General features: G+C 65.2%; 13 protein-coding genes and 1 other RNA gene. 4 read left to right on the plus strand and 10 right to left on the minus strand.

What is annotated here, in order from left to right:
• Window positions 1–4: 4 nt before the first annotated feature.
• On the plus strand, window positions 5–1,138 hold the full coding sequence (locus tag GV368_RS08500) for a PilT/PilU family type 4a pilus ATPase (protein WP_169116219.1): 1,134 nt from the start codon (window positions 5–7) through the stop codon (window positions 1,136–1,138).
• A 9-nt stretch (window positions 1,139–1,147) separates the two neighbouring features.
• On the opposite strand, the gene GV368_RS08505 is transcribed toward GV368_RS08500, so the two are convergent.
• The 3 genes from GV368_RS08505 to GV368_RS08515 are packed head-to-tail and all read right to left on the minus strand — an operon-like array spanning window position 1,148 to window position 3,650.
• Window positions 1,148–2,305, minus strand: a complete 1,158-nt coding sequence (locus GV368_RS08505; RefSeq protein WP_169116220.1) for a THUMP domain-containing class I SAM-dependent RNA methyltransferase — start codon at window positions 2,303–2,305, stop codon at window positions 1,148–1,150.
• 9 nt (window positions 2,306–2,314) lie between these two features.
• Window positions 2,315–2,728, minus strand: coding sequence for a CopD family protein (locus tag GV368_RS08510; protein ID WP_169116221.1), 414 nt, complete (start codon window positions 2,726–2,728; stop codon window positions 2,315–2,317).
• A gap of 55 nt (window positions 2,729–2,783) precedes the next feature.
• Complete coding sequence (locus GV368_RS08515) at window positions 2,784–3,650, minus strand: NAD-dependent epimerase/dehydratase family protein (protein ID WP_206673362.1); 867 nt, start codon at window positions 3,648–3,650, stop codon at window positions 2,784–2,786.
• 71 nt (window positions 3,651–3,721) lie between these two features.
• Between GV368_RS08515 and GV368_RS08520 the strand changes: the two genes are divergently transcribed.
• Window positions 3,722–4,744 carry a CDP-6-deoxy-delta-3,4-glucoseen reductase gene (locus GV368_RS08520; RefSeq protein WP_169116223.1) on the plus strand — a complete coding sequence of 341 codons (1,023 nt, stop codon included), beginning with the start codon at window positions 3,722–3,724 and terminating at the stop codon, window positions 4,742–4,744.
• A gap of 366 nt (window positions 4,745–5,110) precedes the next feature.
• On the opposite strand, the gene GV368_RS08525 is transcribed toward GV368_RS08520, so the two are convergent.
• The 7 genes from GV368_RS08525 to ilvD form a co-directional block, all read right to left on the minus strand.
• Entirely contained in the window at window positions 5,111–5,419 is a 309-nt protein-coding gene (locus GV368_RS08525) for a c-type cytochrome (RefSeq protein WP_169116224.1), read from the minus strand.
• A 305-nt stretch (window positions 5,420–5,724) separates the two neighbouring features.
• Window positions 5,725–6,531 (minus strand): NADPH-dependent 7-cyano-7-deazaguanine reductase QueF, encoded by an 807-nt coding sequence (gene queF / locus GV368_RS08530; protein WP_169116225.1) that lies wholly within the window; start codon window positions 6,529–6,531, stop codon window positions 5,725–5,727.
• 6 nt (window positions 6,532–6,537) lie between these two features.
• Window positions 6,538–7,338: a sulfite exporter TauE/SafE family protein gene (locus tag GV368_RS08535; RefSeq protein WP_169116226.1), complete on the minus strand. Its 801-nt coding sequence runs from the start codon at window positions 7,336–7,338 to the stop codon at window positions 6,538–6,540.
• A 46-nt stretch (window positions 7,339–7,384) separates the two neighbouring features.
• A non-coding RNA gene (gene ssrS, locus GV368_RS11855) (6S RNA) lies at window positions 7,385–7,566 on the minus strand.
• Between the two features lie 23 nt (window positions 7,567–7,589).
• Window positions 7,590–7,892 carry a cell division protein ZapA gene (locus tag GV368_RS08540; protein WP_142804768.1) on the minus strand — a complete coding sequence of 101 codons (303 nt, stop codon included), beginning with the start codon at window positions 7,890–7,892 and terminating at the stop codon, window positions 7,590–7,592.
• On the minus strand, window positions 7,885–8,094 hold the full coding sequence (locus tag GV368_RS08545; RefSeq protein ID WP_142804769.1) for a hypothetical protein: 210 nt from the start codon (window positions 8,092–8,094) through the stop codon (window positions 7,885–7,887). The genes GV368_RS08540 and GV368_RS08545 overlap by 8 nt, the downstream gene beginning before the upstream one ends.
• Before the next feature lie 3 nt (window positions 8,095–8,097).
• A complete protein-coding gene (ilvD, locus tag GV368_RS08550) occupies window positions 8,098–9,948 on the minus strand; it encodes a dihydroxy-acid dehydratase (protein ID WP_169116227.1) in 1,851 nt (616 codons plus the stop codon).
• Window positions 9,949–10,048: 100 nt separating this feature from the next.
• On the opposite strand from ilvD, the gene lgt reads away from it, so the two are divergent.
• Together lgt and GV368_RS08560 are read left to right on the plus strand one after the other, a co-directional pair.
• Entirely contained in the window at window positions 10,049–10,864 is an 816-nt protein-coding gene (gene lgt / locus GV368_RS08555; RefSeq protein ID WP_142808927.1) for a prolipoprotein diacylglyceryl transferase, read from the plus strand.
• A gap of 4 nt (window positions 10,865–10,868) precedes the next feature.
• Window positions 10,869–12,215 (plus strand): malonyl-CoA decarboxylase, encoded by a 1,347-nt coding sequence (locus tag GV368_RS08560; RefSeq protein ID WP_169116228.1) that lies wholly within the window; start codon window positions 10,869–10,871, stop codon window positions 12,213–12,215.

Genomic DNA, 12,215 nt, shown 5'->3' on the forward strand with positions numbered 1-12,215 from the left:
CATCATGCAAAAAGACCAATCGCTGCGCTTCGTCAACGACTTGCTCAAGCTCGCCAAGCAGAAAAAGGCTTCCGACCTCTTCATCACCCCGGATTTCCCCCCGGCGCTGAAGATCGACGGCAAGGTCACGCCGCAAACGGCGCAGCCGCTGACCGCCGTCCATACCGCCGAGATCGCCCGTTCCTTGATGAACGACCGGCAAGCCGCCGAGTTCGAGGCGACCAAGGAATGCAACTTCGCCATCAATCCCACGGGAATCGGGCGTTTCCGTGTCAATGCCTATCTCGAGAAAGGGGCCGTCGCCTTGGTACTTCGTGCCATCGCCGACCGGATCCCGACTTTCGAGGAGCTGATGCTGCCCCCCATTCTCAAGGAAATCGCCATGCTCAAGCGCGGCCTGGTGGTCTTCGTCGGCGGCACCAGCACCGGCAAGAGCACCTCGCTCGCCGCGCTCGTCGATTACCGCAACGAGAATTCCTTCGGCCACATCATCACCATCGAAGATCCGATCGAATTCGTACACACGCACAAGAACTGCATCGTGTCGCAACGGGAGATCGGCATCGACACCGAAAACTGGGAAATCGCCCTGAAAAACACCTTGCGCCAAGCCCCGGACGTCATCATGATGGGGGAAATTCGCGATCGCGAGACGATGGACTATGCCATCGCCTTCGCCGAAACCGGCCACCTCGCGCTCGCTACGCTGCACGCCAACAGCGCCAACCAGGCGCTCGATCGCATCATCAACTTCTTCCCCGAAGACCGGCGCCAGCAGCTGCTCATGGATCTCTCACTCAACCTGCGCGCCTTCGTGTCGCAGCGCCTGTTGCCGCGCGCCGACGGCCCAGGCCGCATCCCGGCCGTAGAAATCATGCTCAACTCCCCACTCATCGCCGATCTCATCTTCAAAGGGGAGGTGGGCGAGATCAAGGACGTGATGAAACGCTCGCGCGAACTGGGTATGCAAACCTTCGACCAGTCCCTCTTCGACCTCTACGAGGCAGGGCTCATTCGCTACGAGGACGCGCTGCGCTATGCCGACTCGGTCAATGACCTGCGGCTGCAGATCAAGCTCTACAGCAAACGGGAAGACAAACCCGACATCCGTCCGCCCGATGGCCTCGACGTCCTCTGATGGCGTGCGTCACGGCGGCGTACTGGGGCGCCGCCGCATCGGGCCAGCCACGAGGCGGTATTCCAAAAGGCGACACTCCAGCGCCCCGTTGAAGAGCGGCACGCGCCGACTCGCCTTGAGCCCGATGCCGCGCGGCAATTCCGGATCGGCGGTAAGGATCCAGGCACGCCAGCCCGTCCAATGGCGCTTGAGGGCATCGCCCAGGCGCGGATACCACGCCGCCAGCCGCTGCGCCTCGTCGAGTCGCACACCATAGGGCGGATTGGCCACCAAAACGCCTTCCGGTGCCGGGGTAGCCAGCTCTGCCACATCGGCCACTTGCCAATCCACCGATTCTTCCAGTCCCGCCGCGGCGAGGTTCTCGCGTGCCGCCGCCACCATCGCCGCATCGACGTCGGACCCCCATAATCTCAGTGGCGTATCATGGCGCAGCGCCTCGGCGCGCCGGCGCAATGCCCGCCACTGCGTCGAATCGAAATTTTCCAGCTTTTCCAGGGCGAAACCCCGCGCAAGCCCCGGGGCGATGCCGCGCGCGGCCATCGCCGCTTCGAGCAGAAAAGTCCCGCTGCCGCACATCGGATCGACCAGCGGCTCGTCCGGCCGCCACCCGGTGAGCATGAGGATCCCCGCCGCGAGATTTTCCTTCAAGGGCGCGGCGACCGTCGAGCGTTTGAAACCGCGGCGGTAGAGCGGCTCACCGCTCAGATCGAGATAGAGCCGCGCGCGCCGCTCTTGCAAGAAAACCCAGATACGTACTTCCGGCGTGGCGGTATCGACACTGGGTCGCGTGCCCAGCTGGGTGCGAAATCGATCGCAGATCGCATCCTTGACCCGCAGCGCCGCGAATTCGAGGCTACGCAAAGGGGAGCGCTGCGCGCGTACATCGACGCGGATCGTGCGCTCCACGGCGAAATGCCGTGGCCAGGGAACGTCGCGGGCCAGACGATAGAGTTCGTCCTCGTTGCGATAGGCTCCTTCCCCCACCTGCCACAGTACGCGCGTAGCGATGCGGCTCGTCAGGTTCAGCCAGGCACCGAGCGCGAACTCGCCGGCAAACCCCACCCCGGCAGAAGCCGGCTCGGGCCGCTCGACCCCCAAGCTCGCCAATTCCCGGGCGAGCACCCCCTCCAGACCCCGCGGACAAGGAACGAAAAACCGCTCGCTCACGCCGCCTCCTCAAAAAGGTTTCAACACGGCGAGGAACACCACCGCCGTGAGCACCAGCACGGGAATCTCGTTGAAGACGCGATACCAGCGATGCGAGTGACGATTGCGCCCTTCGGTAAAAGCGCGCAGCAGGCGGCCGCACGCCAGGTGATAGACGACGAGAAAGGCCACGAGCAGCGTCTTCGCATGCAGCCAGCCGCCGGAAAAGCCGAAGCCGAACCACAGCCACAGACCGAAGACGATCGCGAGCACCCCCAGCGGCGTCATGAAGCGGTAGAGCTTGCGCGCCATGACCAAGAGATGCGCCCGCACCGCCGGCTCGTTCTCGACCATCGCCAGATTGACGAAGATGCGCGGCAGGTAGAAGAGCCCGGCGAACCAGCTCACGACGAAGACGATGTGCAGGGATTTGACGACCAGCATGGACTCATTCTCCTGTTGGACACCTCGAATAGCCTGTGCGCGACGGTTCTTCGAGCTACCCTTTCGTTTCACGACGGGCTGCGATCGCCGCCAACACGCCCTCCACCGTCGGGTGACGCAGACGCAGGCGCAATTCCCGCCGCAGCCGCTCGAAGCGCAGACGGCGCGATTCTCGCATGAAAGAGGCCACGACCGGCGGCACCGCCGCCAGCGCCTCGGCCAAGGGTAGACGCGGCGGCGGCGGCAGGCCGAAGGTCGCGGCGAGCCGCTCGTAGAATGCGGCAAGGGTCAGCTCGCTTTCATCGACCACGTGATAGGCGCGCAGGCTCGCTCCGCGGAAAGTGGCAAACCACAGCGCACGGGCGAGATCGTCGGCGTGAATGTGGTTGGTCCACACCGGCTCACGCGGCACCGGCCACCCCCGGCGCAGCCGCTCCAGGGGCAAGCGATCCTCGGCGTAGATCCCCGGCGCACGCAGGATCGTCAGCCGCACGCCCCGGCGACGCGCAAACGCGCGCCAGCAGCGCTCGGCCGCAAGACGCCTTTTCCCTCGGGCGGTTTGCGGTCGCGGGGGATCGGATTCTCTCACCCAAGCGCCGCCCCGATCGCCGTAGATGCCGCTCGTGCCGACATAGACCAGGCGGCGGGGTCGCCTTCCGCCGCGAGCCAGCGCCGCCGCGAGGCGACGCGAGCGGGGATCCTCCGTCCCCGCGGCCGGTGGCGGCGCGAGCATCCACACCCACGAGGCGAGCCCGGCGAGGCGACGCAGACTACGCCGGTCGTCGAGATCGGCGATCAGCACCTTCGCCCCCCTCTCACGCCAGACCGGCGCCGTCTCGGGACGACGCACCAGAGCGACGACGCGGACCCCGGCAGGCAGGAAACGCATCGCCCGCGCCGCCACGTCGCCCGCCCCAACCACCAGCAATCTCCTTGCCCGCTTCATGCTATCCTTTTGCGCTTTCTGCGTCACGCTGGATACGCAAGCCTACCATGAACGCCACCGTCCGCATCGCCGACCACCCTGGTGCCGGTTTCTCCGTTGCCCCGAATCAGACCATCCTCGAAGCGGCGCTCGCCGCCGGGCTCCTGCTGCCCTACGGGTGCCGTGACGGTGCCTGCGGCGCCTGCCGCGCCCGGCTCGTCGAGGGGCAGATCGAATACCGCGGCCCGGTGGCCGCGTCGGCGCTCACCGAAGAAGAACGGGCACAAGGCTGGTTCCTGCCCTGCCGTGCCCACGCGCGCACGGATCTCGTCATCGCCGTGCGCGAGCTGCGCCGCGCCGACGACTTCCCGGTCCACAAATTCCCCGCCCGGGTCGAACACCTGGAGCGCGCCGCCGACGACGTGATGATCCTCACCCTCAAACGGCCGGCGAGCCTGGACTTCCGCTTCCGCGCCGGCCAGTACGTAGACGTGCTGCTGCCCGACGGGGCGCGGCGCAGTTTCTCACTCGCCAATGCCCCGGAGGAAAACGATTTCCTCGAACTCCACGTCCGGCTCGTGCCCGGCGGTCGCTTCACCACGCACGTCTTCACGGCGATGAAGCCCAAGGAAGTGCTGCGACTCGAGGGGCCGCTCGGCAGCTTCTTTCTGCGCGAGGAAAGCGAAGCGCCGATCCTCTTCCTCGCTGGCGGCACGGGATTTGCCCCGATCCAATCGATGCTGCGGCACATGCACCATGCCGGCATCGCCCGTCCCGCCGTGCTCTACTGGGGCGCACGCACGCGTTCCGGCCTTTATCGGCACGAATGGCTCGAACGCTTCGCCGCCGAACATCCCTGGCTGCGCTATGTCCCGGTGCTCTCCGAACCCCTCGTGGAAGATCGATGGGAAGGGCGCACCGAACTCGTGCACCGCGCCGTGCTGCAGGATTTTCCAACGCTCGCCGGCCATGAAGTCTATGCTTGCGGCGCTCCAGCGATGATCGAAGCGGCGCGGCGCGACTTCCTCATCCAAGGGCTGGACGTCGATGCCTTTCACAGTGACGCATTCACTTTTGCGAACCCATCATGACTGCTCTCGACACCGTTCTCACCCGAGAGCCCGTGGTCAACCTCAGGCAGGCGATCACCGCCAATCGCCTGTTACTGCACGCTTCGAGCACGGAATGCGCCCTTGGGCCGGCGCGTTCCCGAGCCAAAGCTCCTGAACGGGATTGGCCGGAGGAGACTTCCTCGCCTGCCCTCTCCCACCCCAAAGTTCAAGCCCTCTTGCCCCTGGCCGCAGAAAAAATTACCTCTTTGCCTCGGCTGGTACGATGGCACGAGCCCCGTGCATATCATTGCTCCAGAATACAACGGGTGAGTGTGCTGACTGTGAGTGTACTGACTGACTGAAAAAACCGCGGCCTCTCTTTCGATGGGCCGCGGCTGACTCGACTCACTTCAAGGTCAGGATCCAACGGACGATCTTTTCGATGTCCGCATCGGCCACTTGTGGATTGGGCGGCATCGGCACGGGACCCCACACGCCCACACCGCCCTTCTTCACTGTTTCAACGAGTTTGGGCACGTCGGCTTCGGTGTATTTCTGAGCCACGTCTTTGTACGACGGGCCGACCAGTTTCTTGTCGACGGCATGGCATGCAGCGCAGCCCTTGGTTTTCATCAGCGTTTCGCCTTCCGTGGCAGCGAGCGCCGGCCCAGCCAAGAACAGCGCCGCAGCGCCGACCCAAAGTGCCTTGTACATCGTTTCTCTCCTTTGTATCACCGAAAATGGAGCGAAGCGCCCAGCGAGGTGCGCTGCTAGGGCCTTCGTCACTCGAACCGCGGCACAGCCCGCGGCGCGAGGCGCTATGTTAACCCAAACTGAACCTTCGAACATCCATCACCTTAGCCCGAAACACGATGAACGCAAGCGTTTTTTACCGAAGGAAACACAATAGCGTAGGCTGCCGCCCCCGCTGCGAGCGGGCGCAAAGCACGGCACACCGAGCGCCGGAGAGCGCCCCCTACAGCTTCGCTTCGCGGCCAATCGTTCGTTCAATCCATCGATCATTGCCGGATCTCTTCGGGCACCGTGGATGGCAGCAAGCCGACGCGCGAAGCGCGCACCGGCGAGATGTCCAATCCCCCGCGACGGGTGTAGCAGGCGAACACCAGCAGCTCCTGCATCCCCAGGCGCCACAGGTCGCGGTAGATGCGCTCGACGCACTGCTCGTGGAATTCCTGCTGTTCGCGAAAGGAAACGACGTAGCGCAGGAATGAAGCCGGATCGATCACCGGCCCCAGGGCGTGCACGACGACGCAGCCCCAATCGGGTTGCCCCGTGACGGGACAGTTCGACTTCAGCAAATGGCTCACGAGCCGCTGCTCGCTCGGTGTGTTTTCGACGACGCGCAACAGCGTGGGATCGTAGCGGTAGGTCTCGATTTCCACCGGCAGATCGTCGACGCAATACCCCTCGGGATAGCCCGGCGCGCGCCGCGGCCGGGTCGACAGCGGTACGATCGCCACCTCCACTGACGCCCCGGCCGCCCGCGACAGATCGGCCCGGATCGTGGCCGCGACCGCCTCGACCTCGGCGAAACGCGTGCTACCCAAGCCATTGAGGTAGAGCTTCAGGGACTTGGATTCGATGAGACAGGGCGAATCGCAAGGCACGCGCAAGCGCCCCAGCGCCGCTACCGGCTTGCCGCGCCCGTCGAGCCAGGAGAGCTCATAGGCATGCCACTCGTCGAAACCGACGAAAGGGGGCGGGTCGAGGTCGCGGCGAGTCTGCGCACGCGCGATCGGCGTGAGCACGCCGGGGTCGTAGGACGCAGGAACCGCCACCTGGCGGCCGAGCCACAATTCGTTCATGGTCGATCATCCAAAGAGAGCATGCAGCATCTTCGCGAGCAGCGCGAGCAACACCAAGGCGAAGATGCGCTTGAGCGTGCGCACCGGCAGACGATGGGCGAGCGTCGCCCCCAGCGGGGCGGTGAAATAGCTCACGGCACTCACCCCGATCACCGCCGGCAGATAAACGTAGCCCAGCGAATAGGATGGCAAGCCCGGATGCCCCCAACCCATGACGAGGTAACCGACCGTACCCGCGAGCGCAATCGGCAGCCCCAGAGCGGCGGACGTCCCGATGGCGCGATGCGCCGGCACGTTACACCAGGTGAGGAAGGGGACGGTGAGCGAACCGCCGCCGATCGCCACCAGCGCCGACACCGCCCCGATCACGGCGCCGGCCGTCGCCAACCCCCAGGGACCAGGCAACTGCCGCGAGGGCTTGGGCTTGATGTCGAGTAACATCTGCACGCAGACGTAGGCGATGAAACAGGCGAAGAAGATCGCCAAAGGCCGCGAAGGCAAAGCAGCAGCGATGAACGAGGCGAGGAAAATGCCGACGAGCACGCCCGGCCCCATGGCCACCACCACCCCCCACTCCACCGCCCCGCGCGCATGGTGCGCCCGGGAGCTGCTCACCGAAGTGAGCACGATACTCGCCATGGACGTTCCGAGCGCCAGATGCACCACGTTTTCAGCGGGAAACCCTTGAACGGTATAGAGTGAAGTGAGGATTGGCACCATGATCGCCCCGCCGCCCACGCCAAGCAAACCGGCGAAGAGGCCGACCACGACACCGAGCAGCGGATAGGCCAGCCACCATGCATCCATCGCTTGCCCCATGAAAAAACCCGGACTGAGCCGGGTTTGAAGAAGGAGATCCCCCGCGAGCGCCGATCGGGCCGATGCTCCTGAACCCGAGGTTCAGGTTGGTCGCTTTCCTTCCGCCTCAGGCACACCCGCAAAGGGCGCGCACACTGGCGGTTTCTCGGGGCCGCGACCCATCGTCACGATATTGGTTCTAGGATCGTACGACCCTCCCGAACGCCGCAGGGGAAACCTGAGGGCGACGGCTCCATCTTCTACAAGGGGCGATCGTATTGACTCAGCACCCCATCGAGCCGCGCGCCGATGAGCTCAATTCTACGCTTGAATCGCGTGATGTCAAACCCTCCCTGCTGCTGTAGTTTGACCAGGTCGAGCGCCACTTCCAGCGCCGTCCATAGCACCAGCTTCTCGCCGCTCAGACCCGAGCGTTTCGCCAGAGCGGTGATGCGCTCGTCGAGCAAAGCCGCGGCCTGGGCGAGTGAGTCCGCCTCGCCCGCTTCACACTCCAGGCGATAGGTGCGCCCCATGAGGGTCACATCGACGTGCGTTTCAGACATCGCTCACCTCCTCCGGTTCGAGCAGAGTCACGGCACGCTCGATGCCGCGAATCGCCTGTGCGAGCTTGCCCTCGAGGATGCGCTTGTCGGCCTCGAGCTGCGCCACCTGGCGCTGCAGCCGCTGGTTGTGTGCGCTCAGACGCTCCACGAGCTGCGCGAGCCGCTCGGCCTGGCGTTCGAGATGCGCTAGTTCCGTCTCCATCGCTTACCTCCGCAGTTGCCCGAGATCGCGCACCGCCCCGGTATCGGCGCTGGTGGTGAGCGCCGCGTAGGCCTGCAGCGCTACCGAGACCTGGCGTTGGCGCGACGCCGGACGCCAGGCCGCCTCTCCTCTGGCCTCCATCGCCGCCCGCCGGCGCGCGAGCTCTTCCTCCGAGACCGCCAGATGGATGCGCCGCTGCGGAATGTCGATCTCGATCGTGTCGCCCTCTTCGATGAGCGCGATCGTGCCACCGCAGGCGGCTTCCGGCGAGACGTGCCCGATGGAGAGGCCCGAGGTTCCACCGGAGAAACGCCCGTCGGTGAGGAGCGCACAGGATTTCCCCAAGCCTTTGGACTTCAGATAACTCGTGGGATAGAGCATCTCCTGCATCCCCGGCCCCCCTTTGGGCCCTTCATAGCGCACCACCACCACGTCGCCGGGCTGGATCCGGTCACCGAGGATGGCCGCGACGGTTTCCTCTTGACTCTCGAAAACACGGGCGCGCCCGCGGAAGACCCAGATCGACTCGTCCACGCCCGCCGTCTTGACGATGCAGCCCTTGGGCGCGAGATTGCCGTAGAGCACGGCCAGCCCGCCGTCCTGGGAAAAGGCGTTGGCCTGGTCGCGAATCACCCCGGCGGTGCGATCCATGTCGAGCGAGGGATAACGCCGCTCTTGCGAAAAGGGACGCTGCGTCGGCACGCCACCGGGTGCGGCGCGATAGAACTCGAAAACGTCGAGCACCGAAGTCTGCATGACGTCCCAGTGCGCCAGCGCCGCCTTGAGTGTGTGGCTATACACCGTCGGCACCTCGTCGTGCAGCAATCCGGCACGCTGCAGCTCACCCAGAATACCCATCACGCCGCCGGCGCGATGCACGTCCTCGACATGGACCGTGCTCACCGCCGGAGCCACTTTGCACAGACAGGGCACCTGGCGCGAGATGCGGTCGATGTCGACCATGGTGAAGGGCACTCCGGCCTCGTGCGCCGCGGCGAGCAGGTGCAGCACGGTATTGGTCGACCCGCCCATGGCGACGTCGAGCGACATGGCGTTCTCGAACGCGGCCAGGGTGGCGATGCGCCGCGGCAAGACGGATTCGTCACCTTGCTCGTAATAGCGCTTGGCGAGTTCGACGATGAGCCGCCCGGCGCGGCGGAAAAGTCCTTCGCGGTCGCGGTGCGTGGCCACGAGCGTGCCGTTGCCCGGCAGCGCCAGCCCCAAGGCCTCCGTGAGGCAGTTCATCGAGTTGGCGGTAAACATCCCGGAGCAGGAACCGCAGGTGGGGCAGGCCGAACGCTCGACGAGCGCGACTTCCTCGTCGCTCGCGTTGGGGTCGGCCGCTTTCACCATGGCGTCGACCAGATCGAGCGAGAGGTCCTGATCCTTCCATCGCACCTTGCCGGCTTCCATCGGACCACCGGAAACGAAGACGACCGGGATATTGAGCCGCAAGGCGGCCATGAGCATGCCCGGGGTGATCTTGTCGCAGTTGGAGATGCATACCAGCGCATCGGCGCAATGCGCATTGACCATGTATTCGACCGAGTCGGCGATGAGCTCGCGCGAGGGCAGGGAATAGAGCATGCCCTGGTGCCCCATGGCGATGCCGTCGTCGATGGCGATGGTGTGAAACTCTTTGGCCACGCCTCCCGCCTTTTCGATCTCCTCGGCCACGAGGCGGCCGAGATCGCGCAAGTGCACGTGCCCGGGCACGAAGTCGGTGAAACTGTTGGCGATCGCAATGATCGGCTTGCCGAAATCCTCTTCCTTCATACCGGTGGCGCGCCACAGGGCGCGGGCACCGGCCATGTTACGACCGTGGGTACTGGTGCGGGATCGATACTGCGGCATGGACTGTATCCTCGAACGTCGGCTGCGATGCCCGTTATTCTAGTCCCGAACCGGCCTTGGGCTACAATGAACTCTCGGTCCATACAGTGGTCTGGGATCCATGCTCGTGCATCCGCAGTTCGACCCCGTCGCCTTCTCGCTCGGCCCCTTGTCGGTACGCTGGTACGGCCTCATGTACCTCGCCGGCTTTCTCGCCTTCCTGTGGCTCGCGCCACGCCATGCACAGCGCATGGGCGATGTGCGATGGACGCGGGAGCGTCTCGACGCGCTGCTCTTCTACGGCGTACTCGGCGTGGTGCTCGGGGGGCGGCTGGGCGAAGTGCTCTTCTACCAGCCGCAATACTATTTCGCCCATCCGCTCGAAATCTTCGCCATCTGGCGTGGCGGCATGAGTTTCCACGGGGGGCTCGTCGGCGCCATCGTCGCCATGTTGCTCTTTGCACGACGTGAGGGTATGGGGTTTTGGCAGGTAGCCGACTTCGTCGCCCCGCTCGTGCCGCCCGGCCTGGGATTCGGGCGGCTGGGCAATTTCATCAACGGCGAGCTCTGGGGCCGTCCGGCCCCCGAGTCCCTGCCCTGGGCGATGATCTATCCCCAAGTCGATACCCTGCCGCGCCATCCATCGCAGCTCTATGAGGCGCTCGGCGAAGGTCTGTTGCTCTTCGTGCTGCTGTGGTGGTATGCCGGTCGCCCACGCCCCAAGGGGCGGGTCGCAGCGGTCTTTCTCATGGGCTACGGTGCCATCCGCTTCGTCTGTGAGTGTTTCCGTACGCCCGACCCGGGCATCCTCTCCTGGCTCACCCCGGCGCTGAGCACGGCGCAGTGGCTCTCACTGGCGATGCTATTGGCTGGCGCCGTTCTGTACCTGTACGCACGCCAACGACCCGATTCTTCCTTCTCTTCGACGCAAGGATGAACGAATGAGCAACGACCTTCTGAGCAAAGGCTTGTCCCTGGTGCGCGCTTGGTTCGAACCGCCGCCCGAGAAAGTGCTCGAGCGCATCCGCGACGAGCTGCGCGAATGTGCCGATCTCATCGGTGGCGAGGTGAGCGCACGCCAGCGTGCCGCCAAGCTCGCCAAGACGTATACCGAGCTCGATGAAAACGGCCGGCGGGCATTCCTGCGCATCCTGCTCACCGAATTCGGCCCCGAACCCGAGCGCATCGACGATGCCTATGAAACCTACCGCAGCGCGCGCGGCAGCGATGCGCAATGGCAAGCGGAAGCGGCGCTGCGCGAGAGCCTGCGCACCCCCCGCAGCCGTATCCTCACCCAGTTCTCCGCTTCGGATGCGGGCGTGCATTTCCTCGTCGACCTGCGCGCCGAGCTGCTCGACTTTCTGCGCGACGATCCCCTGCTCGCCCCGCTCGATTTGGAACTGCAGGGGTTGCTCGCCTCGTGGTTCGACGTGGCGCTCCTTGAGCTGCAGCGCATCACCTGGCACAGCCCGGCCGACGTGCTCGAGCGCCTGGTGCAATACGAAGCGGTGCACGAGATCAAATCCTGGGAAGATCTGAAGAACCGGCTCGATTCCGACCGGCGCTGCTACGCGTTTTTCCATCCGCGCATGCCTTCGGTGCCCCTCATCTTCGTCGAGGTCGCGCTGACCGAAGGGTTGGCGGGCGACGTGCAGCAGCTGCTCGACGTCTCGGCGCCCCTCTTTGCCTCCGAGCGTGCCGACACGGCCATTTTCTACTCCATCAGCAATACGCAGAAAGGGCTGCGCGGCATCTCTTTCGGCCATTTTCTGCTCAAGCGGGTGATCGACGACCTGCGCCGCGATTTCCCTAAACTCGAGTGCTTTGCCACGCTCTCCCCCATGCCGGGGCTGGTACGCTGGTACCGGGCACACCCGGAAGCGCTCGCGCAAGCCTTCACCGCTTCCGACTGGCGCCGGCTACGCGCCGCCAGCGCCCCCGAGGGAACGGAGCTCCTGCAGCAGCTCCTCGAAACGCCGGAAATCGCCGGCACCGAGGCGTGGCGCGAGGCGCTTGCCACGCCCCTCTTGCGCGCCGCGGCGCGCTATCTGCTCGCTACGGAGAACGATCGCGCCCTCGACCCGGTGGCGCGATTCCATCTGGGCAACGGCGCGCGCATCGAGCGGCTCAACTGGCTCGCCGACACCTCGCCCAAAGGCTGGCGCCAATCCTGGGCGATCATGGTCAATTACCGCTACGAGCCAGACAAGCTGCAGGATCGCATCGACGCCTACGAGCGCGACGGTCTTATCGAGGCGACTTCCGCAGTGCGTCGCCTCGCACGCTAG

The organism is Tepidiphilus baoligensis (assembly GCF_012911495.1).
Lineage (GTDB): Bacteria > Pseudomonadota > Gammaproteobacteria > Burkholderiales > Rhodocyclaceae > Tepidiphilus > Tepidiphilus olei.

Coding starts and splice junctions, on each gene's coding strand:
- GV368_RS08535 (WP_169116226.1), bottom strand. CDS start 7,338: ATGGATGCATGGTGGCTGGCCTATCCGCTGCTCGGTGTCGTGGTCGGC.
- queF (WP_169116225.1), bottom strand. CDS start 6,531: ATGAACGAATTGTGGCTCGGCCGCCAGGTGGCGGTTCCTGCGTCCTAC.
- GV368_RS08540 (WP_142804768.1), bottom strand. CDS start 7,892: ATGTCTGAAACGCACGTCGATGTGACCCTCATGGGGCGCACCTATCGC.
- GV368_RS08545 (WP_142804769.1), bottom strand. CDS start 8,094: ATGGAGACGGAACTAGCGCATCTCGAACGCCAGGCCGAGCGGCTCGCG.
- GV368_RS08500 (WP_169116219.1), top strand. CDS start 5: ATGCAAAAAGACCAATCGCTGCGCTTCGTCAACGACTTGCTCAAGCTC.
- ilvD (WP_169116227.1), bottom strand. CDS start 9,948: ATGCCGCAGTATCGATCCCGCACCAGTACCCACGGTCGTAACATGGCC.
- GV368_RS08560 (WP_169116228.1), top strand. CDS start 10,869: ATGAGCAACGACCTTCTGAGCAAAGGCTTGTCCCTGGTGCGCGCTTGG.
- lgt (WP_142808927.1), top strand. CDS start 10,049: ATGCTCGTGCATCCGCAGTTCGACCCCGTCGCCTTCTCGCTCGGCCCC.
- GV368_RS08510 (WP_169116221.1), bottom strand. CDS start 2,728: ATGCTGGTCGTCAAATCCCTGCACATCGTCTTCGTCGTGAGCTGGTTC.
- GV368_RS08525 (WP_169116224.1), bottom strand. CDS start 5,419: ATGTACAAGGCACTTTGGGTCGGCGCTGCGGCGCTGTTCTTGGCTGGG.
- GV368_RS08520 (WP_169116223.1), top strand. CDS start 3,722: ATGAACGCCACCGTCCGCATCGCCGACCACCCTGGTGCCGGTTTCTCC.